Below are 25,336 nucleotides of genomic sequence, written 5' to 3'. Positions count from 1 at the left end.
CGCGGGGCGACTACCAACCGGAGAAACGCGATGAACCGAGGAATCGGCGCCTGGGTCACCAAACGCGCCTTTCTGCAAGGCGACTATACCGCTTTCGTGGCGGGCGAGCGCACTTTCACCTACGCGGACGCCGACCGGCGGACCGATCAGCTGGCCTCGGCTCTGGCCGGACTCGGCGTGCGCAGGGGCGACCGGGTCGCCGCGTTGATGGTCAACTCGGTGGAGTTCCTCGAGACGCTGCTGGCCTGCGCGAAGCTCGGCGCGATCATGGTGCCGATCAACGTCCGGTTGGCCGCCGTGGAGGTCGGTTTCATTCTCGGCGATTCCGGCGCGGACGTGCTCGTGTTCAGCGGCCAGTTCACCGACATCGTGCGCGGCGCCCTGACCGAACCCGGCGTGCGGGTACGCCACGCGGTACAGGTGGGCGAAGGCGGCTACGAACGTGGCCCGTCCTACGACGAACTGCTGGCCAGCGCGTCGCCGGACTTCGCTGCGGCGGACGTCGCTGGAACCGACACCGCCATGTTGATGTACACCTCGGGGACCACCGGACGCCCCAAGGGAGCCATGCTCACTCACGACAACCTGCTCTGGAACGCGATCAACGTGCTCGGCACCGAGCACCCGCTTTCCTCGCGCGACGTGACGGTCACGGTCGCCCCGATGTTCCACATCGGCGGACTCGGCGTGCACTCACTGCCGCTGCTCTACGTCGGTGGCACGAATGTGATCCTGCCCAACTTCGACCCGGTCGGCACGCTCACGGCCATGGCCGAGCACCGCGCAACGGTCCAGTTCATGGTGCCGGCGATGTGGGTCGCGATCACTCAGGTACCGAACTTCGGCTCCTACGACCTGTCGTCCCTCGAACTGGCCATGGGAGGCGGAGCTCCATGCCCACTGCCCATGATCGAGTTCCTCAACGAGCGAGGCGTCCCGTTCATCGAGGGCTTCGGCATGACCGAGACCGCGCCGTTGGTCTCCATACTCGACTCGGCCCACGCGAGGAGCAAGGCCGGGTCGATCGGGCGGGTCGCGATGCACGTCGAAGCCCGCATCGTCGACGACGACGACCGGGACGTCCCGACGAACACCGTCGGCGAACTGGTCCTTCGCGGTCCTAACATCTTCGCTGGCTACTGGATGCGCCCTGAGGCCACCGCCGAGGCCTTCCGCAACGGCTGGTTCCACACCGGTGATCTCGGGCGAATGGACGAGGAAGGCTACATCACCCTTGTCGACCGGAAGAAAGACATGATCATCTCCGGTGGTGAGAACGTCTATCCCATCGAGGTCGAGCAGGTGTTGTTCAAGCACCCCAAGGTCGCCGACGCCGCAGTGGTCGGCGGTCCCGATCCGCGATGGGGCGAGCGAGTGGTGGCCGTCGTCGTACCCGACCCCGGGGCCGGGCCGGACCCGGGGTCGGAAGAACTCGTCACCTGGTGCCGCGAACGACTGGCGCACTTCAAGTGCCCGCGCGAGGTGCACTTCGTCGACGCCCTGCCGCGCAACGCCACCGGCAAACTACTCAAGACCGTGCTGCGGGAGAAGTACGCCGGTGTGACAGACGGCGTCGTGGTCCGCTGACCGGAAGCCCCCGGTCGAACATCGTGCGAAACGGGTCGCCCCGACGACCAAAACTCTCGCACTACCGAGGCTTGCGGCGCTCGCGTCCAGTGTGGAGTCACCGAGGTAGCAGCGGGCACCCGTCGCGAGCGACACACGTGGTGACAGTCAGGCGGTCTCGACGTCGGCGTGCGATGCGGGGAGATCAATCCGAGCGCCGGCGTTTTGCCTGACAAATCCATCCGGCAACGTCCCTCAGGCGATCTCAACGACTTTCACGTGAGTCGGCCGTGGTCCAGTCGTCGGTGATGAGCATGGTCACGCCACCTGTTGCGAAATTGTCGATGTCCGCGGCGGCGGCTTGCCCCTCTGGGGAAGCGAGCCCGGCCTCCATAGCATGTTTCGAGTCGAAGACGAGCTCGGCGACCAGGTAGTACGGCGGCTTGGATCCGTCCGGGGTCGTACACTTGCCGGCATGCCACTGCCGCACTCCGGGGATTTTATCGGCCAAGGGCCGGTGGGTAGAGTGGTAATACTGGTCGAAGGCGGTTCGGCTATCGGGGTGCCCGTAACACACGATCAAGCGATACATCGTAGGTCCTTCCGATTCTTCGGCTGTTCTGCACCTACTCCGGAGGTTTTGTTTAGGCCGGGCGAGCCAATAGTTCACCGAGGTGTCGGTCGACCTGGGGCATGTAGGTGGGGGCGACGGCGAACAGTGCGAGGTGCCCGAGTACGTCGTCGATCACCCGTAGTTCGCTGCCTTTGACCATTTCCTGCTCGGCGCGGCAGTCGCGCACGGGGAAGAACATGTCCTCGTTAATCGGCATCACGAACATGGGCGCGGTGATCCGGCCGAGCGCGGCGGCCAGGTCACCTTCGGCGTTGCGGGCGACGTCGCCGTGTTGCCATTTCCACGCCATACACAGCAGGTCGTTCGGATCCATGGCGGTGAAGTACGGCTCCAGGAAGCCCTCGAGGAACTCCTCCTTAGTGTGGAACTCCAGAGCGCGCCACACCTCCTGCTTCCAGAACTCGGTGGAGAAACCCATCACCGCCCAGATGCGGGCGTGCCGTTTCAGCCCCTCGACCACGTCGGCGTTCGACGCGTACTCGCCCCCGTTGAACCCGGGGTCCGAGGTGATCGCCTCGCACAGCACCTGGGCGAACAGGAAGTCATGCGGCGTGTTCTGCGCGGTGCCCGCGATCGGCGCGGCCCGCCTGACCTTGTCCGGAAACCGGACGGCCCATTCGTAGGTCTGCTGAGCGCCCATCGAGCCGCCGACGACCAGTTGCAGCCTCTCGATGCCGAAGTGCTCGCGAAGCAGACGCTCCTGGGCGACGACGTCGTCGCCGATTCGCACGCGGGGGAACTTCGACATCGTGAGCTCCGCGTTGGCGCCCGAGGCGTTGTGCGGGCTGGTGGAGAGCCCGCTGCCGATCTGGTCGATGACGACGATGAAGTACTCGTCCGGATTCAGTGCGTGGTCTGTTCCGATGTAGTTCTCCCGCCACACCTGGTGGGTGCCGGAGTACCAGGTGGTGACCAGAATGGCGTTGTCCTTGGCCTCGTTGAGCGTGCCGAAGGTCGCGACCGCGAGCTGACAGTCGGGAATCGAGCCACCCTCCTCGAGGTCGAGCCGGCCGATGCTGATCAGCTCGTAGTCGCCGTGGAATTCGTGGGTGTAGTACGGGTTGTCGATCATCGTTGGCCCTCCCGTTTCGTCACTGGCGTGCGCCCCACTGTGCACGTGTCGCGGGCTCGCGAAGTGTCCGAAATTGGGACACGTCACGGCCTTGACTTCCGGGTCATGATGGTAGGGCTCGCTCTGTGTGTGATGCCACAAGGAGGTGGTGGACCGATGGGCGAACTCGCGGATCAGCGGCTCCTGCTTGCGGCGGCCCGCGCAGACTTGATCGAGAACGCAGACCTCGCACTGCGCGGAGTCCCAGATCGCGTGGCCGCATCTTGGCGGCGCAGCGTTGACCAAGGAGTTCCTCCACACGAGGTGGCTCCCCCCTACTCTCCAGAGCTCGACTTCGACGCTCGTCTCGTCCGCTGCGCACAGCCCGTACTGGATCAACTTTCCAAACAGATCGCCGACCTCCCGATCAGCGTGGCGCTCACCGACGAACGTGCCCGCCTGGTCAGCCGCCGGGACAGCAACTGCTGGATCGCGCGCATGCTTGATCGGGTGTACTTCGCGCAGGGCTTCGACTACGCCGAAGGGGTGGTCGGCACCAACGGCGTCGGCACGGTGCTGGAGTTCGGCGAGTCGATGCACGTGGTGGGCGCCGAGCACTTCGTGGAGTCGCTGCAGGCCTTCGCGTGCGCGGGCGCGCCGGTGCGTGACCCGTTCACCGGACGGATCGAGGGCGTGCTCGACCTGAGCTGCATGAGCGAGCACTCCACGCCGCTGATGCACTCGCTGGTCCGCTCCGCCGCACGACAGATCGAGCGCAACCTGCTGACAGACCGCGACCAGGCGCAGCAGGCGCTGTTCGACGCCTACTCGCGGGTGGAGATGCGCAGCAGGCAGGCCGTGCTGGCCGTCGGCCGGCGGACGGTGCTGGGCAACTCACCGCTGCGGGACCTTCTCGACGCGCGTGACCAGGAGGTGCTGCAGGATCACGTCCGGTTTGTCATGCCGCGACACGCGACTGTGGACGACGAGGTCGAACTGCCCTCGGGCACCTGCGTCCGCCTGCGCGGCGCCAGGGTCGAGTTGGGCGGTGACATCGCGGGCATGGTCGCCGTCGTCTCGGCCCAGCCCGATCTCCCGCGCCCCACCCCAGTGATGATCGAGAACGGCCGGCCGCGTTCCACCACGGTCGACACCCCGCGCCACGGGATGCTGGAGAGCCGGTCGCCGGCATGGCGTGCGGCGGCGGCCACCGTCGAGACCGCGATCCGTGCCGGAACCCCGGTCCTGGTCCTCGGCGAACCCGGGACCGGCCGCTGCACCCTGCTGGCCGAGGTGCATCGGCTCGTCTCCGGCTCGGGACAGGTCATCGCGCTGACCGCCGACGAGGTCGCGGCGTCACCGTCGCAGATCTGCGCTCGCCTCCGGGAGCCGGCATCTGGGCCGACGCTGTACGTGCTCAGAGACATCGACCGGCTGCCCGCCAAGTCCCTCGGCAGGCTCGCCGATGCGTTGGGCCCCGCGCCCGACGGCGCCCCCGGCAGGGTCTCGGGGACGGTCGCCGCGATGGCCTCGGAGGCGATCGTCGAGCATGCGTCCTACCAACGGCTGCTGGCCGCCTTCGGCGCCTCGGCGATCGTGCCCGCGCTGCGCCATCGCCGGTCCGATCTGCCTGGCCTGGTGGAGGCGTTGCTGACCGACCTCGCGCCGCATCGCGATACCTGCATGTCCCGCGACTCCATGCGCGTACTCGGCGGCTATGACTGGCCGGGCAACGTCCGGCAGCTCAAACGAGTCCTGTCTGCCGCGCTCGCACGGCGGCCGGTGGGTGTTATCGAGGCCGCCGACCTTCCCGCGTTCTGTCAGAGTGTGCCGCGTAGCTCGCTGCGCCCGGTGGACGAGACCGAACGCGACGCCATCGTCACCGCGTTGCGCGAGACCGGCGGCAACCGGGTGGCAGCCACCAAGGCACTCGGCATCGCCCGTTCCACGCTCTACCGCAAGATCCGCCAGTACGGCATCACGATCTGAGGCCCCTCGCCGTACCGCGCTGTCCGGCACTCGGTTGTGCCGCGACCGGCGGATGTCTAGTCGTGAGTGTTGCGAGTGGTTGTTCTCGCCACTCGCAACACTCACGACCCGTGGACCAGTATGAACGCTCTGCCTGACGGCGCCTGGTCGTTTCAGGTCATCCGGAAGGACGGATAGCCCCCGGCAGCCTCCTCGTCACACTTCTCGCGGTAGGTGCCCACACCGCCGATGTAGGACAGCAGACGGCGTGGCTTGCCCGGCACATTCGAGCCCATGTACCACGAGTGGGTCTTCGGCACGAGCGTCGCGCTCGCGATCTCCTCGTGGTGGGCCACCCAGGCGTCCTCGCCCTCCTGGGTCGGCTCGATCACCGACTTGCCTTGCGCCTTCATGTGTCGGATGACGTCGGTGATCCACTCTGTCTGCTGCTGCAGGCAGGTCGTCATGTTGCACAGGGCCGCTGACGGGGCCATCGGCACCGCGGTGGTGAGCATGTTGGGGTAGCCGTGCACCATCAGGCCCATCGTGGTGCGGATGTCCCGCCCCCAGTCCTCGGCCAGCGACCGGCCGTCCCGGCCGCGGATATCGACTCGGGTGAGAGCCCCGGTGCCCGCGTCGAAACCGGTCGCCAGAATGATCACATCCAGCTCGTGGACAGTGCCGTCGGTGAGCTGGATGCCATCAGGGGTGATTCGAGCGATCGGGTTGTCCCGGACCCCGACCAGCGTGACGTTGTCGCGGTGGTAGACCTCGAGATAGCCCTGCTCCAGCGGGACGCGGTGGGTGCCGAACCCGTAGTCGGTGGGCACCAGAATGTCGATCAGCCGCTGGTCCTTGAGGCGTTCGCGCATCTTCTCCCGGACGAACTCGGAGACCTCCTCGCTGACCTGTTCATCGAAGAACATCTCCCCGAAGCTGGCCAGCCACAGCTTCAGCGACCCGTCCTGATAGATCTCCTCGAGGATCTCCCGGCGCCGCTGAGGCGCGTACGCGGCCCACTCGTGCTCAAAGTCGTACTCGAACCCGCTGAACGTGTGCGGCAGTGTGGCCCGCAACTCCTCGAACCGGCTCTTGTACCAAGCCTGCTCAGACGGCCCGTAGTCCGGATTCTTCATCGGCAGCACGTACTGCGGCGTACGTGCGAACACGGTGAGGTGCTCGACCTCGGCGGCGATCGTCTGGATCACCTGGATGCCGGTCGCGCCGATACCGACCACACCGACCCGCTTGCCCGCCAGCTCGACACCGTCCTTCGGCCAGCGGGACGTGTGATACACCGGTCCGCGGAAGCGGTCCTGTCCCTCGAAGACGTTCTCCAGCGGCGCGGACAGCATGCCTCCACAGGCGACGAAAAACTGGGTGTCGATCGTCTCGCCACGGTCGGTGCCCACGAGCCAACGCCCACGGTCCTCGTCGAAGTGCGCGCTGGTGACCGTGGTGGAGAACTGGATGTCCCGGCGCAGGTCGAGCCGATCGGCGACGTAGTGCATCCACCGCTCCACCTCAGGCTGGTCCGGGAACCGCTGACTCCAGCTCCACTCCTTGTACAGTGCCTCCGAGAACAGGTACTGGTAAATGTAAGCCTCGCTGTCGAAACGAGCGCCCGGGTAGCGGTTCCAGTACCAGGTTCCACCCACGTCGGAACCCGCTTCGTAGGCCCGCACCCGCAGGCCCTGCTCACGCAACTGGTGCAGCTGATACAAGCCAGCCACCCCAGCGCCAAGCACCACCACGTCGAGCACGATGTCCGCCTGGCCCTGCCCAACCTCTGGGGCGGTGTCAGTCGCGGCCGTCATGAGTCCACCTCCTAGTGCTACGCGTCACAACCGCCGCCATCGTCAACCTGTCCCCCGCGACCGCACTGTCCCAAAATCGAACACTTAGCTTAGAGCTCCTGACGTATTCGGTTGGGGAGTCGGCGCCAGCAGATGATGCTGGTGGCGAGGGTGAGGAGGCCGTGGTGGATGTCGGTGCGGCGTTCCCACCGGGTGGCCAGGCGGCGGAACTGGTGCAGCAGCGCCAGTGTCTGTTCGACGACCCAGCGCACGGCCTGGTTGCTGTCGCGGGTGCCGCGTCGGCTGATCAACGGGCGGATCCCTCGCCGCCGCAGCGCCTCGCGATACGTGTCGTAGTCGTAGCCCCGGTCGGCCACGAGGACGTCGGGTCTGCGGCGGGGCCTGCCTCGCCGTCCCCGTACCGGCGGGATGGCCTCGACCAGCGGCAGAAGCTGGGTCACGTCGTTGCGGTTGCCGCCGGTGAGACGCACCGCCAGCGGGATGCCGCCGCCGTCGCAGATCACATGGTGCTTGGAGCCGGTCTTGGCCCGATCGACCGGGCTCGGCCCGGTATCCAGGCCCCCTTTTTCGCGCGCACGTGCGAGGCGTCCACACACGCCCGGGACCAGTCGATCACGGCGGCCGCGTTCAGTTCGGTCAGCAACACCTCGTGCAGCCGGTCGAACACCCCGGCGTCTTGCCAGTCCCGCAATCGCCGCCAGCAGGTCATGCCTGAGCCGAAGCCCAGCTCCTGCGGCAAGTCCTCCCACCCGATGCCGGTGTAGAGCACGAACAAGATGCCCTGCAGCACCTGCCGATCCGGCAGCGGCTTCGGCCCCGTCCTGCCAGCAGGACGCACCGGCAGCAACGGCTCGATCCGCGACCACAACTCGTCCGACACGATCCACGGCGCAGCCACACCAACATCACCTCAAACCAAGATCATCAGTGAGCCCTTTTCATCCCGGTCTGGATGTGTTGGCGGGCTTGGGTGCTGTCGGCGACGCGTGAAAACTGACCCCTACCGACGGGTGAAAACGGACCCCCGTTGACAGTAGGGAGTGCTCAACGTGGAGGACTGGGCGGAGATCCGCCGTCTTCACCGGGCTGAAGGGATGCCGATCAAGGCGATCGTCCGTCAGCTCGGTGTCAGCAGGAACACCGTGCGGCGGGCGCTGGCGGCCGCCGCGCCCCCGCAGTATCATCGGCTGGCTAAGGGCTCGATCGTGGACGCGGTCGAGCCGCAGATCCGGGCGCTGCTGGCGCAGTGGCCGACCATGCCGGCGACCGTGATCGCGGAACGGATCGGCTGGGCCAGGTCGCTGACGGTGCTCAAGGACCGGGTGCGGAACTGCGGCCGCTGTTCACCCCACTGGACCCGGCCAGCCGGACTGAGTACCAGCCCGGCGAGCTCGCGCAGTGCGATCTACTTATCCGCGAACCGGCCACTGGTCACGTGGTCTGGAACGATGGCTTGCTGCTCGTAGACCCCTGAGTGCGATTGGGCCAGTAGTCCTCACCACAGGCCGTGGGCGGTCGGGCAGCAGCCTGCGGCGGCCGGATTCCGGTGTGTCTTCCGGGGTCCGGCCGCCGCGACCGGGTGGAATGTTCGTGGTTCGAGCCGCCCGCACGATCCGACGCCTCGTCATTCGCGAGTTTCGAGTTCTGACGTAGACCGGCGCCGTGCTGGTGCGCTGGGATCGCGAACAGCTCATCGGAGGCAAGCCCGTGAGGCTCGTAAGTAGGTCGCTGCGCGTTCTCGCCTGGATTTCGGACCAACCGAACAACACCTGATGTGGAGGGACGGATTGAACCGGTACTGTGGGATCGACTGGGCCGAGGGCCATCACGACATCGCGGTCATCGATAACGAGGGCACGCTGCTATGCAAGAAGCGGATCGGCGACGACCCTGGCGGTCTGACCGAGCTGATCCAACTGCTCGCCGGTGTCGGAGACACGGACGAGGACCCGATTCCCGTCGCAATCGAAACACCACGGGGCCTGTTGGTCGCTGCGCTACGCGCGACGGGTCGGCCCGTTTTCGCGATCAACCCGATGGCCGTGGCTCGCTACCGCGAACGCTACACCGTCGCTCGCGCCAAGTCCGACCACGCTGACGCCATGACCTTGGCGAACATCCTGCGCGTCGATGCACACCTGCACCGCCGTCTTCCGGCCGACAGTGAGCTCGCCCAGGCCGTCGCGGTGCTCGCTCGCGCACAGCAAGACGCGGTCTGGCGGCGCATCAGGGCCGGCAACGAACTGCGATCGTTGCTGCGCGAGTACTACCCCGCGATGCTTGACGCCTTCGCAGCCAAGTCCGCTACCAACCTCGCCAAGCCCGAGGCGCGAGCGGTGCTTGCCATCGCCCCGACGCCGGCTCAGGCCATGAAGGTAACCAAGGCACGAGTGGCAGCGGCATTGCGTCGGGCGGGCCGTCGCCGGGGCGTCGAGCAGCTCGCCGCCACGATCGTCGACAAGCTGCGGAAGCCTGGCCTGCGGCAACCGGCTCTGGTGGAGAAGGCGATGGGGCGCCAGGCATTGGTCTTGCTCGCGATGCTCGATACCGCCTGCACCGGCGCCAACGACCTGGAGCAGGCCTCGGCCGAAGAGTTCCGCAAACACCCGGACCACGCCATCATCACAAGCTTCCCTGGTCTGGCCGATCTCACCGGAGCCCGCATTCTCGCCGAACTCGGCGATGACCGCACCCGATTCGGCGACGCCCGTGCGTTGAAGGCCTACGCCGGATCCGCTCCGGTCACCCGGGCGTCCGGCAAGGCCATTGCGATTACGCACAGACGCGTCAAGAACGACCGACTCGCTGCGGTCGGCTGGGTTTGGGGCACCACCCTCGTCGTTCTCCCGGGACCTGCGCAACAGCACTACCGACGCCGACGGGACCACGGCGACGCACACGCACCCGCGGTCCGTCACCTGTTCAATAAGATACTGGGCCAGCTCTACCACTGCCTACAGACCGACCAGACCTACGACCCAATCAAGGCCTTCGGGCATCCAGACAGCGCACCGCGTGAACCCATAGCCACTTGACAAATAGCCAAATCGGAGGTCTGTGGTTTCCCGCGCCGCGGATCCCGGTCGGGCCGGGCCAGCAGCGGATGCTGCCGGTGCTGGTGATGACGCTGGCGTTTTCCCGGTTCATGGCCGCGACGATGATCCCGTCCCGGCAGGCCGGCGACATCCTCTCGGGGATGTGGGCGCTGATCTGCGGGATCGGCCGGGTGACCAAGACGCTGTTGTGGGACCGGGAGTCCGCGATCGGTGGTGGCGGGCGGGTCAGCACACCGGCAGCGGCGTTCGCCGGCACGCTGGCCACCCAGATCCGGTTGGCGCCGCCGCGTGATCCGGAGTTCAAGGGCATGGTGGAGCGCCACAACGGATTCCTGGAGACCTCGTTCCTGCCCGGCCGGACGTTCGGCTCGCCAGCGGACTTCAACGAGCAGCTCACCGAGTGGCTGGCCCGGGCCAACACCCGCACCGTGCGCTCGATCCAGGGACGCCCGGTGGATCTGCTGGAGGTGGACTACCAAGCGATGCTGCCGCTGCCACCGGTCGCCCCACCGATCGGCCTGACCCATCGAGTGCGGCTGCCGCGTGACTACCACGTGCGTGTCGACACCGTTGACTACTCCGTCGATCCGCGGTGCATCGGCCGGTTCGTGGACGTGACCGCCTCCCTGCGGGAAGTGACGGTGGTCTGTGACGGGCAGGTCGTGGCCCGCCACGAGCGGTCCTGGGCCAAACACGGCGTGGTCACCGACCCGGGCCACGCCGCCACCGCGCAGCAGATGCGCCAGGCACTGGCCGAGGATCGGCAACGACGTCAGGCAGCTACCCGCCACCATGCCGACGGCCACGCCGTCATGCTGCGGGCCCTGCCGGACTACGACGCCCTGTTCGGCGTCGACTTCAACCCGTCCGCACCAGTGACGAAAGCGAGGAACGAGTGACCACAACCACCACGGCGGCACCCGTCGCCGGGCCGAAGGACGGCCTGCCCTCGATGATCGCCTACCTCACCCGGGTGCTGAAGACACCCACCATCGGCGCGTTCTGGGAAGAACTGGCCGCCCAGGCCCGCGACGAGAACTGGTCGCACGAGGAGTACCTCGCCGCGCTCCTGCAGCGCCAGGTCGCCGACCGGGAGTCCAAAGGCACCATCATGCGCATCCGCACCGCGCACTTCCCGCAGGTCAAAACCCTGGAGGACTTCAACCTCGACCACCTGCCGTCGCTGCGCCGCGACGTGCTCGCGCACCTGGCCACCACCACCTTCGTCGCCAAGGCCGAGAACGTCATCCTGCTGGGCCCGCCCGGCATCGGCAAGACACACCTGGCCATCGGACTGGGCGTCAAGGCCTGCCACGCCGGCTACTCGGTGCTGTTCGACACCGCCAGCAACTGGATCGCCAGGCTGTCCGCCGCCCACCACGCCGGCCAACTGGAGGCCGAGCTGAAGAAGATCCGTCGCTACAAACTGATCATCGTCGACGAGGTCGGCTACATCCCCTTCGACCAGGACGCAGCCAACCTGTTCTTCCAGCTCGTCGCCTCCCGCTACGAACAAGGCTCGATCATGGTTACCTCAAACCTGCCCTTCGGACGCTGGGGCGAAACGTTCTCCGACGACGTCGTCGCCGCCGCCATGATCGACCGGCTCGTCCACCACGCCGAGGTCCTCACCCTCACCGGCGACTCCTACCGCACACGGCAACGCCGCGAACTACTCGCCAAAGACAACCGCGCCAAACACGACTAACCCCAAGGGGGTCAACTTTCCCGGAACCGCACGGGGTCAGTTTTCTGCGTCCGTTGACAGGAACGTCCGAGTCCTTCGCCGTCGACCGCGATCGCCTCGATGGCAGGCGTGCAGCCCCCCTTTTTCGGGCTCCCGCAGCATGCTGGTGAGCCCGGACCACCGAGGAATCGACACTGATGACCCACTCCACGTCCCCGACAGCGTCGTCTTTGACGATCACCTCATCCAGAATCCGCTGCCAGGTACCGTCCTTGGTCCACAACCGCAGCCGCTCACGGGCGGTCTTCCACGGCCCATACCGTTCGGGCAGATCACGCCAGGGCGCGCCGGTCCGAAGCTTTCGCAGAATCGCATTGATCACCTGCCGGTGATCCCGCCACCGCCGCCCCGGCCCCGACACCGCCGGCAGCAACGGCTCAATCCGCGCCCAGGCCCGATCCGTCAACTCACCCCGACCAACCACGAACAAGATCAAACCCCATCCGCAGCTAGATCATTTACAGGACACGCCCTAGTACTGCAACGGCACTTGCCTGATCCGTAGTGGATCATGGTGCCCGTGGTTGTCGATCTTGTGGTGGCGGAGCTTGAGCGTGTGCATGAGCGGATCACGGGACGGTTCGCGCGGTCGGAGCCGCGGGCTAGGGTCCGGGAGTATGTCCCGGGCCTGGTCGCGGGGCTGGAACGCAAGAATGGGTGGACGCTGGCCGAACATGCCGGTGAGGTGTCGCCGGACGGTATGCAACGGTTGCTGCGTCGTGCGGACTGGGACGTCGACGGTGTCCGTGACGATGTTCGTGACTACGTCATCGAGCACTTGGGCGATCGACAGGGTGTGCTGATCAAGGACGAGACGGGGTTTCTGAAGAAGGGCACTCGCTCGGCCGGGGTGCAGCGGCAGTACTCGGGCACGGCTGGGCGCATAGAGAACTGTCAGATCGGCACGTTTCTGGCGTATGCCTCGGATCGTGGGCATGCGCTGATCGACCGGGAGCTGTACCTGCCCACCTCGTGGACCGAGGACCGGGAACGCTGCCGAGCCGCCGGTATCCCCGACGAGGTCGGCTTCGCGACCAAGCCGCGGCAGTTGATGGCCATGCTGGCCCGCGCTTTCGACGCTGGGTGTGCCGTTTTCCTGGGTCACCGCGGACGAAGCCTACGGACAGGCCAAGTACCTGCGGGTCTGGCTGGAAGACCACGACGCCTGGCACGTGCTGGCGCTGCGCTGCAGCGACACCCTCATCACCACCGACGGCGGCGAGCAGCGTGCGGATGAGTTGATCGCCTCGCTGCCGGCGCAGGCTTGGCGCCGGTTGTCGGTGGGCACCGGGGCGCACGGTCCCCGCGACTACGACTGGGCACAGATCCCGATCCGCATCGACTGGCGACCGGCCGGGGTCACTGGCTGCTGGCACGCCGCTCGATCAGCGATCCCAACGAGATCGCCTACTAATGCTACGGCTCCCGCCGAGCCACCATGGTGGACCTGGCCTGGGTCGCCGGAAGCCGCTGGCGGATCGAAGAATGCTTCCAACAAGCCAAAAACGAAGCCGGACTTGATCACTACCAGGCTCGGAGCTGGCGGGCTTGGTATGCCCACATCACCCTGTCCATGCTCGCTCTGGCCTGGCTCGCAGCAACCAAAGCTCTTGCGATAAAAGGGGAATCGGCGTCGGCGCCGAAGACATGATCGCCTACACCCTACCCGAGATCCGCCGCCTACTGATCAAACTGGTCCTGCTACCCCTACACACCGCCGAACGTGTCTGGCGCTGGTCACGCTGGCGCCGACAACGCCAACACCAAGCCCGCACCAGCCACTACCGCCGACGCGGCCACCCGCTAATAAGTGCCGTTGCAGTACTAGTCGATCAAATGGTGCCGACGGAACATGCGATCGGCTGGCAGACCTGGGCGGAGCTGGACGCGGCCCTGTCGGAGGTCAGTGAGGACAGCACGATCCGCGCACTGGTGCTCACCGGAGCCGCAGGCTGTTTCTCGGCGGGCGGGGACGTGAAACCTCCCCGTCCCGAGGCGAAGGCATCGGCGCCCCATCCGCCAGGTTGTCTGTCGGGGACCGCACCCTCACCAGGCTGGCGCGCCTGTCGATGCCCACGATCGCCGCGGTGGAGGGCTTCGCGGTCGGCGTCGCCTGGAGCCTGGTGCGCTGCTGTGACGTCGTCGTCACCGCCGAAGACGCCTTCTCCGCGGCCCCGTTCCCCCAACGCGGGATGGCGCCCGACGGCGGGTTGGCCTGGTTTCTCACCCGCAGTCTGGGCCCAACCCGCGCGGCTGAACTACTGATGCCCGGTGAACGGTTCCCGGCTCCTACCGCGGCTGCGGCCGGACTGGTCAACCGCGTGGTGCTTATGGAGAAGCATGGGTAAGCGCGGCGTACTGGACGGGGTCCGAGTGTTCGACGCGCATCCCAACTGCTGCCGGGACCGTGGGCGGCGCAGGTGCTCGGCGACCTCGGTGCCGAGGTGACCAAGGTGGAGCCGCCGGGCAGGGACGGCGGCCGGCTGATCCGCGGTGAGCTATTCGCCGCGGCAAACCGCAACAAACACGGCGTGGTCATCGACCTCAAGACCCTGGCAGGCCAGGCCGAGTTCCTCGACTTGGCGCGGGAGCACGACGTGCTCGTCGAGGGCTTCCGACCGGGCGTGATGAACGAGCTCGGCGTCGGCACGAACGCGTCGCCGAGATCATCCCGGCATCGTGTACCGCTCCATCTCCGGCTACGGCAGCCGCGGCGAGCAACTGCCCGGCCACGACATCAACTACCTCGCTGCATCCGGCACACTGTCGTTCAGCGGGCGCTGGGGCCAGGAACCACGCCGAGGCGTGCCGATGGCCGACCTCGGCTCGTCGTGCTTCGCCTCATCGCGATCTTGTCGGCCCTGTACGAACGGGCCCCATACCAGCCTAGGCTGCCACCTCGACGTGAGCATGACCGACGTGATGACCGCGTGGGCCGCCGCGCGCGGCGGCCCACCGCTGGAGCGCGGCGCGGACGACCGGCGCCACCTCTACCCCACCAACGATGTCTCCGCGACCGCCGACGGGGCGCTGGCTCGCCCTCGGCGCCGTCGACGAGCGGTTCTGGGCGCCGACCCGCGCGGTGCTCGCGACCATCGAGCCTGCGTTCGCCGACACGCGGTTCCCAGGCCTGGGGAACCAGCTGCGACATGGCGACGAGCTACACGCGCTGCTGCACCGCACATTCGCCACCCGCGACCGGACACCCGGCTCGTGCTGTTCGCCGGAACCGACGCACCGGTCAGCCCGGTCCGCGCGCTCACCGAGGTGGCCGAGAACAGCGACCTGGGTGCGGACGTTGGACGGAGAACGGCACGTCGTGTTCCCGGTACGACGCGACGGTGAAGCCATGGGACAGCTACGGAACTCCGCGCCGACGTGGAAGGGAGTCTGATGTGGATTCCGCGTTGCCAGGAACCAGGAACGGATTAGCGAAGGCATCCGGTACGTCGCGAACTGGTTCGATGACTATTGGTCCGCTCGGGACCGGCTCGACGGATCAACCACCACGCGACCACACCGCGCACCACGTCGAGCGCCACTCCTGGCAGATCGCGGTGCAGCCAGCAAGCGGTGGCTGTGCCCCCGTTCCCGCTGAAGGAGCTGTCGCGTGTCATACTTCAGGTCGGGTTACGTGTCGCAGTCGTGGGGGACACCTGGGCGGTCCAGGGTCGTGCGCCGCGCCTCCGTATGTCGGCGCGGCGCACCCGGGCAGTGCGGGGCGAGCGGCTGTAACTCGGCTCTCTGCTTGGGTTGACGCTACTGGATATCAATCCTCGGTGCTACTTCGCGCCACGGTCGGGGTCTCATGGTCGATGCCCGGTGACATGCCGACAGGTAGCTCACACCTCATCGTTGGTGAGCTCCGCCAGCCGCAGCCGGAACCATCGACACTGCTCCTGATGACGAACGAAGCTATTCGTATACTTCGTTCACCGCCAGCCTGCCATCCGAGTGGATACGGCGTAGAGCCTTCTTGTCGAACTTGCCGACGCTCGTGCGCGGGACCTGGTCAACGAATGCCCATCGTTCCGGCAGCCACCACTTCGGAACCTTGTCGGCCAACCACGACCGCAGCTGGTCGGCAGTCGTCTCAGTGCCGTCTCGAAGCACCACGGCGGCAAGGGGTCGCTCCTGCCACTTGGGGTCGGATACGGCGATGACCGCTGCCTCGACGACGTCGGGATGGCCCATAAGCAGATTTTCCAGCTCAACCGAGGAGATCCACTCGCCACCGGACTTGATGACGTCCTTGGCCCGGTCGGTTAGGGTGAGGAACCCGTCCGGGCTGATGTTCCCGACATCGCCGGTTCGCAGCCAGCCGTCGTGGAACCTGTCCTCGGCTTCGACACGATAGTACGACCCGGTAACCCACGGACCACGCACCTCCAACTCGCCGACCGCCTTGCCGTCGCGCGGGAGCACCCTGTCGTCGTCGTCCACCAGCCTGAGTTCGACGCCGCAAACTGGCCGTCCTTGAGTGGCCCGGTACCGCATTCGGTCTTCCCCTTCGGCGGCGGCCGGGGGCGTCGCGATTGCGCCAAGCGGCGAAGTCTCGGTCATGCCCCATGCCTGCACGATCGTGACGCCGAACCTCCGCTCGAACGACTCCATCAACGCTCTCGGCACCGCCGAACCACCGCAAGCGACCAGGCGCAACGAGGAGAGGTCAATGTCCGGGTTTCGATCGACATAGTGCAAAAGATCATTCCAAATGGTGGGCACAGCGCCGGCAAGCGTCGGGCGCTGCGCCTGGATGATGTCCGCCAGAGGTTCTGCCTGCAGGAATCGGTCAGGTAGCAGCAGGTCCGCGCCAGCCATCAACGCCGCGTAAGGCAGGCCCCATGCGTTGGCGTGGAACATCGGAACCACCGGAAGCACTCGATCAGGTTCCGCGATGCCGAATGCGTTCCCGGAACACGCGGCCATCGAGTGCAGGTACATCGACCGGTGGCTGTACACGACGCCTTTGGGATCGCCGGTCGTGCCACTCGTGTAGCACATCGCCGCCGCCGCGTTCTCGTCACCGTCCAGCCAGGGAAACTCGGACGACTCGCCAGCCAATACATCCTCGTAACGCAGCACGTCCTTGCCGCATCCCTCCAAGGAGGTGATGTCACCTTCTCCGGTCACGAGCACGAACCGCACGGTGTCGAGGCTGGGGAGAACCTTAGCCAGCAGTGGGATGAGCGACGAGTCAACGATGACCGCCCGGTCTTCGGCGTGTGTGGCGATGAACCGAATCTGTTCGGGCGACAGCCGGATGTTGAGGGTGTGTAGCACGGCGCCCATTGATGGGATCGCCGCATAGGCCTCCAGGTGCTCCTGGTTGTTCCATTGGAACGTCGCGACCCGGTCGTCGTCGGCGACACCGAGGCGACGCAACGCGTTCGCGAGCTTGCCACACCGCTCGCCCAGTTCGCGGTAGGAAACCCGCCTGACGCCGTCACCGGTAGCCGTGAGGACTTCACGATCGCTGTGGTTCTGCACCACGTGCCGCAGGATCGAGGACACCGTCAGCGGTGTTGTCTGCATGGTGCTGAGCATGGTGACCTCCGTTATGCCGCAAGCAGGTCCTGTCGACCGTCCGCTTCCAGCATCTCACGATATGTCGGGAACAGTGACTTCGCGGCGGGCACAAGTTTCAGGACCTTCGAAGTCGGTCCCTTAGCGCGGACCTTGCCCTTCGCCAGCGCGGTCGCGAGGTTGAGTTCGCCGAGCCAGAACCGGTTTCCGTCGTCGGCGGTCATGAACAGTTCCACTACTGGTTTCAGATCGCTGGCGCCCGCGTACACTTTGCCGTTCGGCATGTCGACCGTGACGACCGCGTCGGGGTCGGTGTACGTGATCTGCAGGATCACCCCTGAGCCCGACAGTTTTGGGCCGATCTTGGGATCGGCGAGCCCCTTCTCGAAGACCCCTCCGATGTACTTGTGAACTTCCGCCTCGTCCTTGAACACGCCCATTGCGATTTCCTTTCTTGTGGTGTGAGCCTCTGCTTGGCTCTTGGGATCAGTCGAGGTTCAGCCACACAGACTTCGTCTGTGTGTAGCCGAGCAACGCTTCCTCGCCGAGATCGCGTCCGTAGCCGGACGCCTTGAAACCGCCGAAGGGCGCGGCGGGGTCGATCATGTTGTACATGTTCACCCATACCGTGCCCGCATCCAATTCCGCTGCGACGCGGTGGGCCCGCCTCACGTCGTTGGTCCACACGCCCGCGGCCAATCCGTAGGCGCTCGCGTTGGCACGCCGAACCGCCTCGTTCTCGTCGTCAAACGACAGCACCGACAGCACCGGCCCGAAGATTTCCTCAGCCGCGATGGACATGTCGTCGCGGACCTGGGTGAACACGGTCGGGCTCAGGAAATTGCCGTTAGCCAGTACACCATTCGGGCGGTCACCACCGCACACCAGCGTCGCGCCTTCGCGCAGCCCCGACTCGACATACCCCTGCACGCGCTCCAGCTGTTTCGGCGAGATGAGCGGGCCCATCTCGGTGTCGTCGGCCAGTCCATGACCCAGTTGGATCGCTTTCGCCGCCGAAGCCAGCTCCTGTACCAGCTCGTCGTGAACGTCGCGATGCACGAACAGCCGTGATCCGGCGCAGCACACCTGCCCTTGGTTCATGAAGATCCCGGTCAGCGCGCCTTGTGCCGCGGCGGCAAGGTCGGCGTCCGGGAAGACGATGTTCGCCGACTTCCCGCCCAGTTCGAGCGTCAACTTCTTCAGATGTGGCGCGCTCGCGGTGACGATGCGCCTGCCGGTGTCCGTCGAACCGGTGAACGAGATCTTGGCGACGCTGGGGTGATCGATCAGTGCCTGTCCGGCCTCCGGCCCGTAGCCGGTGACCAGGTTCATCGCGCCGGGGGGCAGCCCTGCCTCAAGCGCTAGCTCTACCATACGCAGGGCGCTCAACGAGGTGAACTCGGACGGCTTGAGGACGACGGTGTTCCCAGCCGCCAGCGCCGGTGCCACCTTCCAGGATGCGATGAGCAACGGGAAGTTCCAGGGCACGATCGCGCCAACAACGCCGAGGGGTTCCCGTCGCGTATAGACAAGGGCCTCCCCCACCGGCGGAGAGACCGGCACGGTTTGCCCGGTCAGCTTCGTCGTCCAGCCACCATAGTAGCGCCACACCTGGGCCGCGAGCGCGACGTCGACGTACAGCGACTCGGTGAATGGCTTTCCGTTGTCCAAGGTTTCGAGCGTCGCCAATTCCTCGGCATGAGCATCCAGCATCGTCGCGATGTCAAGCAGCACATGTCCGCGGGCTGCCGCGCTCATCGCTCGCCATTCTCCGAAGGTCGACTGTGCGGAAGCCACCGCCTCGTCGACGTCGAGCTTGCCGCCGGCCGCGATGCTGGTCAACGTCGTACCGGTGGCGGGGTCCTCAGTCGTGATCTGGCCGTTCCCGGTCGCACCTCGCCGCTCCGCGCCGACCACGATGCTGTCCGAAGCGCTGCTGAGAAATCGCTGCACGGATTCCGGAACGTCAACAGTCATTGCTGTCATCGTCAACTGCCTTTCTCTCCTCCGGACGGTGCCGGCTGTGCCCGACGCTGCTCATTCGCAGATCCGCCGATCAACTCGCCAAGACGGTGAATCGCCCGATACTGCAGAGAGCGCGCCGCACCGGGTTCGCGGTCCAGGATTCTCGCGGTCTCGCTGACCGAGAGATCGCAGAAGAACCGCAGCACAAGACACGTTCGCTGGTCATCGGGGAGTAATCGCAGGCACCGGATCAGTTCAGCTCGCGCGATCCCAAGAATGACGAGCTCCTCCGGCGTCTCGTGACCGGAGGCGTCCGGGAGCTCGTCGACGGTGACCTCATGCCGCACCGACCCGGACTTCGTGTAGTCGAAGATGATGTTGCGGGCGATGGTGAGGAACCACGCGCCCGCGTCTCGTCCCCGGTACTCTAGCGAGTTGATGGCCCGCAGCGCCCGTGCGAAGGTCTCGCTGGTGACGTCCTCCGCCAGGTGCCGATCGCGGACACGGGATCGGGCAAAGCGTTGAACCCTGGTCGCGAATCTGTCGTACAGCAGAGCATACGCCGACGCGTCTCCTCGTTGAGCCGCACGAACAAGCACCCAGTTGTCAGCGGACAGGTCCACCACATCACCGCCAGCCTGTCCGTCATCGGCGGTGCTGCGTGCTCCTCGTTGAGCCACAGCGATTGAGCCCACACTCACTCCTCGTAATGCTGCGTCGCGATCGCGACGCACCTTCCACCTTGACTAGTCCTCCTTGCGAGGGAGCGTTTTCACGAACTCGGTGTCGGGTATCGGGGTATCCACTTTCGTCGAACCTCCCGGCGACCCGATCCCGGTGAACGCTTGCTGCGCCGACTCCTGGAACGGTTTCCATTCCTCATCGACGTGTTGCGCGGGACGGATGGCCTCTACTGGGCATACCGGCTCGCAGGCCGCGCAGTCGATACATTCTGTCGGGTGGATGTACAACATCCGTTCGCCCTCGTAGATGCAATCGACCGGGCATTCCTCGATGCACGTCATGTCCTTGACGTCGACACACGGCTCGCCGATCACGAACGCCATCCTGCGACCTCCTTGCTTCGCGGCTGTGCAGAGTTTCCCTCGGGCGCCAACGGTTCCGACGCGGGCACGAGATCACTCGAATGCCCGGGAGCAAGAGTCGCGTCCGGATTCAACTCGACGGCAGCGTTGTTCACGGCGAGCGCCACCTCGCCGAAACCGACGGCGATCAATTTCACCTTGCCCGGAAAGGTCGCCGCGTCCCCAGCGGCATAGACGCGCGGCAGATTCGTACGCATCCGGGTGTCGACGCGGATGGCCCGCCCCTCCATCTCAAGGCCCCACCCGGCGATCGGGCCGAGGTCCATCAGAAAACCCAGTGCGGCGACCACGACCTGAGCCTTCAGCTCCCGCGCGCCGTCCTCCCCGCGCACAGTGACGTCCACGCTCTCCACGCTGTCGTTACCACGAACCGCGGTAACGGTGGCGTCGAGCACCAGGTGGCACGGACTGTCCTTCACCTGCGCGACCGAATGTTCGTGCGCCCGGAACTGCTTGCGACGGTGCACGAGGGTGACCGACCGGGCACGCGGAACCGCGGCCAGTGCCCAGTCCAGCGCCGAGTCGCCACCGCCCACCACGACGACATCCTTGCCGTCGAACACCTCCAGCTGCGGGACGAAGTAGCAGAGCCCGCGCCCGAGAAGCTCCTCACCTGCTGGTAGCGGACGCGGAGTCACCGAACCCACTCCGGAGGTGACGATCACGGCCCTCGTGTTGACGACGACACCCGAGGAGGTCGTCACCCGCCAGCCATCGGCAACTTCCCGGATGTCGCTCGCCTGCTGAGACAAAAGGAATCGGGGGCCGAACGGTTTCGCCTGCTCGAGGAGGTTGCGGATCAGCTGCTGCCCCTGAACAGCGGGCAGGCCCGCGATGTCGTAGATGTTCTTCTCGGGGTAGATCGCCTGTACCTGACCACCGGCCTCCGGTAGCGGATCCACCAACGCCGCAGTAAGCCCACGGAAACCCGCGTAGTAGGCACCGAACAACCCCACGGGCCCGGCGCCGACGAACAACACGTCAACAGTGACCTCGCCAGCTGGCGCGGTTGTTGTGCCCATCTCTTGCTGCCTCGATTCTGGTGACCTTGCCGACGCGAACTGTTCGCCCGGGTCGGGTCTCCGCTCCCGGACGAACAGTTCCACTGAACAGTGCTCGGAGCGCGTCGGCTCAGGACACGGCCGCAAGCGACTTCGCCACGACCTTCTCGTCCTCCTCGGCGAAGGTGTCCTCAAGCTGCATCGGCGAGTAGTCCTCGTCGATCTCCTCTACGGGGCGGCCCCGTGCCCCCTCGATCGACTCCAGCCGACGGTTGATCTTGTCCATGCCGTAGTCGGTCATCTCGTCGAGATCGATGCCGAACGGGGCCCGCGCGCCCTCGAACTGGTCGAACAGTTTCACGATCAAGCCCATCGCTGGCTCGATTAGTTCCTGCATGCGCTCCTCAACGACCTCCCAGGTCCGCTCGTCCGCGGCGACGTGACGGCGGCAGGTGAATGTTCCCCACGCCATGTGCCTGCGCTCGTCGTCGCCGATGTACTTGATGAGCTGCTGCATGCCCGGCAGGATGCCCCGGCTTGCACATACCTTCGCCCATCCGAAATACCCGGTGAGGGCAAGACAACCCTCGACGATGTGGTTGTAGGTAATCGAGGCACGCACCTGCGCCGCGGGCGACGGGTCCTTCTCCAAGGCGTACAGGGACTTGGGCAGCTCCTCGGCGAAGATCGTCTGATAGGGCTGGCTGTACTCCACGTACTCATGCAGGTCCGTGCCGAGCCCGACAGCGTCGAACCACAGTCGGAACGACTGCATGTGCTTGGCCTCTTCGAAGGTGAACTGGGTGAGGTAGGCCTCGTCGGCCAGCCGTCCCTCAGCCGCCATGGCCGCCATGAACGGCTGGAGGTCCTGAGCGACCGACTCCTCCCCGGCCATGAACTGCGAGGCAAGGATACAGGTCAACTTCTTCTCGTCCGGCGACATCGCGGCGAAGTCCGCGGCGTCCTGCGAAAAGTCGATCGTTTCCGGGTCCCAGAATTTCTTGTTTCCCTTCCGGAACAGCCGCATCGGGAAGGATTCCATGCGTAGGCCGCCCTCACAGAGGCTGCCATACCCATTCCGCTTACCGTGCTGGATGACGCGGTCGATTGCCATGTCACATCCTCGATTCGAATACACGCCGGATAGGGCGGGAATAACTTGGCGACGATAACTGTTTCTGTCGACTTAGGAGTTTCAGAAGCGGATCATTCCGCGGATGTTCTTTCCGTCACGCATGTCCTGGTATCCCTGGTTGATGTCCTCCAGCTGATACTCAGCGGTCACCAGTTCGTCGAGCTTGAGTTGGCCGAGGTTGTACAACTCAAGCAGTCGCGGAATGTCATGCTGCGGATTCGAGGATCCGAACAGCGCGCCCCGGATCTGCTTCTCGTAGAGCGTGAGTTCGAAGAGGTTGCCGCTCATCGTGTGCTCGTCCGGATGGCCGATCGCGGTGACGATCACACGCCCACGCTTGCCCACCAGACTCAAAGCGGGCTCGATGTAGGAGCCCTCGGCGACGTCGGTGGTGAGCACGCATACGTCAGCGAGCTGCCCGCGGGTCAACTCGCTGACCACGTTCCACGCTTCGTCCATCGACTCGGCCGTGTGCGTGGCCCCGAACTCGCCCGCCTTGGCACGTTTGTACTCGACCGGATCAACGGCGACGATGGCACGCGCGCCGGCGGCCCGTGCTCCTTGGATGGCATTGACACCGATGCCACCGGCCCCGACCACGACGACCACGTCGCCGGCACGCACTTCGCCGGCCCGGGTGGCGCTACCGAATCCGGTCGTGACCCCACACCCGACAAGGGCGGCCTTCTCCAGCGGAAACCCTTCGTCGATCTTCACCACCGAGGCGGCGGGCACCACCGTGCGCTCGGAAAAGGTACCCAGCAGGCACATCTGGCCCGCGTCCTCGCCGCGAGTATGGAACCGGTAGGTGCCGTCCAGCTGCGGCCCGAGGATCACCGCGCCACCCAGATCGCAGAGGTTCGTCATGCCACGGGCGCAGTAGGAGCACTTGCCGCATGCCGGGAGAAAGCTCAAGACAACAGGATCGCCTTCGGCCACCTCGGTCACGTTCGCGCCCACCGCCTCAACGATGCCGGCGCCTTCATGTCCACCCACGACCGGGAACGGGATCGGGATGTCGCCGGTGACGAGGTGCTCGTCGGAATGACACAATCCGCTGGCGGCCAGTTTGACCTGGACCTCACCCTCGTTCGGCGGGTCGAGGTCGATCTCTTCGACCTGCCACTTCTCGTTGAGGCCCCACAAGACGGCGGCCTTGGTCTTCATCGACATCGTCTCCTTCGACTCTGAAGGGCTTCTTCCCCCAGCGTATGAGGAATGCGCACCCGGCAATACGGGCCATCCGTGCCGCGAGTGGCCCATGAAGGCCACGGACAGTGTGGGCCGCGCAAGATCGGTCGAGGCCCAGTTGGTCTGGGCGCACCATCGCCACCCCCTGGCGCTCGTGGTGCGGACCTATGGGTGAGGCGACTGGGTGGGTGGGCGACCAGCCAGCGTCCGCACGGGCAATGTCACGCGCACGGCCAACCCGCCTCCGGCGGCCTCCTGAAAGTCGATCGTGCCGTTCAGCGCCTGGATGATCTGGTCGACGATCCACAGGCCAAGACCTGCGGTGCCTCGTTCCTGCCCGGCCTGCGCGAACTTGGCGGTGAGTTCGACGGCGCGGTCAAGGGGTATTCCCGGCCCTCGGTCGGCGATCTCCAGTGACAGCGAGCCTTGGTCAAGGTTCGCGATGACACTGACCGGCTGGTCACGGCCGTGGCGGGATGCGTTCTCCAGCAGGTTCGTGACGACCCGGCGGACAAGTTGAGCATCGAGTTGGGCGTGGGCGTTCGATGGCGAGACGATCAATCGAAGTCGTTCCCGCGGCAAGCCGGCCGCGTCGGCGGCCATGAGTATGAATTCGTGCACGTTCACCACCCGAAGGTGCCCTGTGCTGAAGGCTGGTCGCCGGCTGGCTGCGACGTCGGCCAGCGCGTTGAGCATGGCCGACAGGTGCTCGACGTGCGCGGTCAACAGAGCGCGGCGGGTGCTGACGGACCGCGCCTCGCCACAGTCGTCCTCATGAGACAGATCGCGGACCAGCGCGCCCAAGGACGTGACGGGCGTACGGAACTCATGAAGTATGACGCGCAGCCCGGTTTCCTGCGCATCGTAGGCCGCCTTCAGCCGAGCCCGGAGGTCACGCTCCTCGTCCGCCACGATGCGTGCGGCGATCGTCTCCGCTTGAGCCAGGCCGCGAGCGCGTTCGGCATGCTCATTTAGCAGGACGAGCCCCGAACCCAGCGCGCCGGTGAAGAGCAGGTAGAGCGCCCACCACATTCCGGACAGGAAACGATCGTGCACCGAGACGTTCCCGGCATCCACGACCAGCGCGATCGTCACGTAGCTTCCACCGAGCAGCAGGGACACTCCCAACGTGCTGAGGAAGGACAGCCGCGACGCTGCGGCGACGATAACCAGAAACAGGATGGACACCGCCAGGCTCTGCGCGGCGCCGGAAAAGGCCACGATCCCGGACGCCAGGCTAGCGTCCAACGCGGTGATGACGGCGGCAGGCCATCTCCCCTCGACCTCCCACGATGGGTGCCGCAACACGACTATCGAGTAGGCCATCGCGACGCAGACCACAAACCAGGCCGCTGCCGTGTGGTGGACGAAGGGGCCAGACCCCACCAGCAGGAGCACCGCCGCTGAGAGCACGACACCCATCCGGACCCAGACGGTGATCAACCCGACCGGACGCAGCTTGTCGGCACGATCCGGCAGCCCGACCAGATACCGCCGCGACCGAGGCGCACGCCACCAGCGCATTGCGGCCGGAGATTCCCCAGTCGCGCCCACCTCGTCGTATGACATCTCA

Annotated in this window: 19 protein-coding genes and 5 pseudogenes; 10 read left to right on the top strand and 14 right to left on the bottom strand. The window is 66.0% G+C overall.

Annotation, left to right across the window (positions count from 1 at the left end):
• Window positions 1–30: 30 nt before the first annotated feature.
• Window positions 31–1,587: an acyl-CoA synthetase gene (locus tag FHU38_RS00195; protein WP_167165525.1), complete on the top strand. Its 1,557-nt coding sequence runs from the start codon at window positions 31–33 to the stop codon at window positions 1,585–1,587.
• Window positions 1,588–1,831: 244 nt separating this feature from the next.
• Here the strand turns inward: FHU38_RS00195 and FHU38_RS00190 are convergent, their stop codons facing one another.
• Window positions 1,832–2,158 carry an EthD family reductase gene (locus FHU38_RS00190; RefSeq protein ID WP_009156898.1) on the bottom strand — a complete coding sequence of 109 codons (327 nt, stop codon included), beginning with the start codon at window positions 2,156–2,158 and terminating at the stop codon, window positions 1,832–1,834.
• Between the two features lie 52 nt (window positions 2,159–2,210).
• Window positions 2,211–3,272, bottom strand: a complete 1,062-nt coding sequence (locus FHU38_RS00185; protein ID WP_009156899.1) for an alpha/beta fold hydrolase — start codon at window positions 3,270–3,272, stop codon at window positions 2,211–2,213.
• A gap of 303 nt (window positions 3,273–3,575) precedes the next feature.
• On the opposite strand from FHU38_RS00185, the gene FHU38_RS27860 reads away from it, so the two are divergent.
• Entirely contained in the window at window positions 3,576–5,240 is a 1,665-nt protein-coding gene (locus tag FHU38_RS27860; protein WP_198285912.1) for a sigma-54-dependent Fis family transcriptional regulator, read from the top strand.
• Window positions 5,241–5,392: 152 nt separating this feature from the next.
• Here the strand turns inward: FHU38_RS27860 and FHU38_RS00175 are convergent, their stop codons facing one another.
• Both FHU38_RS00175 and FHU38_RS00170 read right to left on the bottom strand, forming a co-directional pair.
• Window positions 5,393–7,036: a flavin-containing monooxygenase gene (locus FHU38_RS00175; RefSeq protein WP_009156901.1), complete on the bottom strand. Its 1,644-nt coding sequence runs from the start codon at window positions 7,034–7,036 to the stop codon at window positions 5,393–5,395.
• Between the two features lie 89 nt (window positions 7,037–7,125).
• A protein-coding gene (locus FHU38_RS00170) for an IS5 family transposase (protein WP_167165523.1) occupies window positions 7,126–7,934 on the bottom strand; the annotation gives its coding sequence in 2 pieces (ribosomal slippage) (window positions 7,126–7,604 and window positions 7,604–7,934; 810 coding nt in all).
• Window positions 7,935–8,076: 142 nt separating this feature from the next.
• On the opposite strand from FHU38_RS00170, the pseudogene FHU38_RS00165 reads away from it, so the two are divergent.
• The 4 genes and pseudogenes from FHU38_RS00165 to istB all read left to right on the top strand — a co-directional run.
• Window positions 8,077–8,441, top strand: a pseudogene (locus FHU38_RS00165) (helix-turn-helix domain-containing protein); the annotation flags it as partial.
• Window positions 8,442–8,808: 367 nt separating this feature from the next.
• Window positions 8,809–10,071, top strand: coding sequence for an IS110 family RNA-guided transposase (locus FHU38_RS00160; protein ID WP_040925900.1), 1,263 nt, complete (start codon window positions 8,809–8,811; stop codon window positions 10,069–10,071).
• A 20-nt stretch (window positions 10,072–10,091) separates the two neighbouring features.
• A pseudogene (locus tag FHU38_RS00155) lies at window positions 10,092–10,991 on the top strand (Mu transposase domain-containing protein); the annotation flags it as partial.
• Window positions 10,988–11,800: an IS21-like element helper ATPase IstB gene (gene istB, locus FHU38_RS00150; protein WP_009156904.1), complete on the top strand. Its 813-nt coding sequence runs from the start codon at window positions 10,988–10,990 to the stop codon at window positions 11,798–11,800. The pseudogene FHU38_RS00155 and the gene istB, both read left to right, overlap by 4 nt.
• Before the next feature lie 115 nt (window positions 11,801–11,915).
• On the opposite strand, the pseudogene FHU38_RS26845 reads toward istB, so the two are convergent.
• Window positions 11,916–12,275: pseudogene (locus tag FHU38_RS26845) on the bottom strand (IS5 family transposase); the annotation flags it as partial.
• Window positions 12,276–12,359: 84 nt separating this feature from the next.
• Between FHU38_RS26845 and FHU38_RS00140 the strand changes: the two are divergent.
• The 4 genes and pseudogenes from FHU38_RS00140 to FHU38_RS27060 all read left to right on the top strand — a co-directional run bounded on the left by FHU38_RS00140 (window position 12,360) and on the right by FHU38_RS27060 (window position 15,233).
• A pseudogene (locus tag FHU38_RS00140) lies at window positions 12,360–13,490 on the top strand (IS701 family transposase).
• 373 nt (window positions 13,491–13,863) lie between these two features.
• A complete protein-coding gene (locus tag FHU38_RS00135; protein WP_167165521.1) occupies window positions 13,864–14,187 on the top strand; it encodes an enoyl-CoA hydratase/isomerase family protein in 324 nt (107 codons plus the stop codon).
• A gap of 39 nt (window positions 14,188–14,226) precedes the next feature.
• Window positions 14,227–14,809 (top strand): annotated as a pseudogene (locus FHU38_RS28075) (CoA transferase); the annotation flags it as partial.
• 34 nt (window positions 14,810–14,843) lie between these two features.
• Window positions 14,844–15,233, top strand: coding sequence for a hypothetical protein (locus tag FHU38_RS27060; RefSeq protein WP_112276304.1), 390 nt, complete (start codon window positions 14,844–14,846; stop codon window positions 15,231–15,233).
• 521 nt (window positions 15,234–15,754) lie between these two features.
• Here FHU38_RS27060 and FHU38_RS00120 read toward each other — a convergent pair.
• The 9 genes from FHU38_RS00120 to FHU38_RS00080 all read right to left on the bottom strand — a co-directional run bounded on the left by FHU38_RS00120 (window position 15,755) and on the right by FHU38_RS00080 (window position 25,332).
• Complete coding sequence (locus FHU38_RS00120; protein WP_167165517.1) at window positions 15,755–17,386, bottom strand: long-chain fatty acid--CoA ligase; 1,632 nt, start codon at window positions 17,384–17,386, stop codon at window positions 15,755–15,757.
• An 11-nt stretch (window positions 17,387–17,397) separates the two neighbouring features.
• Window positions 17,398–17,805, bottom strand: a complete 408-nt coding sequence (locus FHU38_RS00115; protein ID WP_167165515.1) for an SCP2 sterol-binding domain-containing protein — start codon at window positions 17,803–17,805, stop codon at window positions 17,398–17,400.
• A gap of 46 nt (window positions 17,806–17,851) precedes the next feature.
• The gene (locus tag FHU38_RS00110) at window positions 17,852–19,282 is read right to left on the bottom strand and encodes an aldehyde dehydrogenase family protein (RefSeq protein ID WP_313886625.1); all 1,431 of its coding nucleotides are present in this window, start codon (window positions 19,280–19,282) and stop codon (window positions 17,852–17,854) included.
• A 71-nt stretch (window positions 19,283–19,353) separates the two neighbouring features.
• Window positions 19,354–19,953: a sigma-70 family RNA polymerase sigma factor gene (locus FHU38_RS00105; protein WP_313886624.1), complete on the bottom strand. Its 600-nt coding sequence runs from the start codon at window positions 19,951–19,953 to the stop codon at window positions 19,354–19,356.
• 123 nt (window positions 19,954–20,076) lie between these two features.
• The gene (gene fdxA / locus FHU38_RS00100; protein WP_009156909.1) at window positions 20,077–20,397 is read right to left on the bottom strand and encodes a ferredoxin; all 321 of its coding nucleotides are present in this window, start codon (window positions 20,395–20,397) and stop codon (window positions 20,077–20,079) included.
• Window positions 20,385–21,458 carry an NAD(P)/FAD-dependent oxidoreductase gene (locus FHU38_RS00095; protein WP_167165510.1) on the bottom strand — a complete coding sequence of 358 codons (1,074 nt, stop codon included), beginning with the start codon at window positions 21,456–21,458 and terminating at the stop codon, window positions 20,385–20,387. Before FHU38_RS00095 ends, fdxA begins: the two co-directional genes overlap by 13 nt.
• Window positions 21,459–21,567: 109 nt before the next feature.
• A complete protein-coding gene (locus FHU38_RS00090) occupies window positions 21,568–22,551 on the bottom strand; it encodes a R2-like ligand-binding oxidase (protein WP_009156911.1) in 984 nt (327 codons plus the stop codon).
• An 81-nt stretch (window positions 22,552–22,632) separates the two neighbouring features.
• The gene (locus FHU38_RS00085; protein WP_009156912.1) at window positions 22,633–23,739 is read right to left on the bottom strand and encodes an NDMA-dependent alcohol dehydrogenase; all 1,107 of its coding nucleotides are present in this window, start codon (window positions 23,737–23,739) and stop codon (window positions 22,633–22,635) included.
• A 189-nt stretch (window positions 23,740–23,928) separates the two neighbouring features.
• Window positions 23,929–25,332, bottom strand: a complete 1,404-nt coding sequence (locus tag FHU38_RS00080; RefSeq protein ID WP_167165508.1) for a sensor histidine kinase — start codon at window positions 25,330–25,332, stop codon at window positions 23,929–23,931.
• Window positions 25,333–25,336: the final 4 nt, after the last annotated feature.

This window comes from Saccharomonospora amisosensis, from assembly GCF_011761185.1.
GTDB lineage: Bacteria > Actinomycetota > Actinomycetes > Mycobacteriales > Pseudonocardiaceae > Saccharomonospora_A > Saccharomonospora_A amisosensis.
The sequence above is the reverse complement of the archived record's forward strand: the minus strand, read 5'-3'. Positions and strand labels throughout refer to the sequence as shown.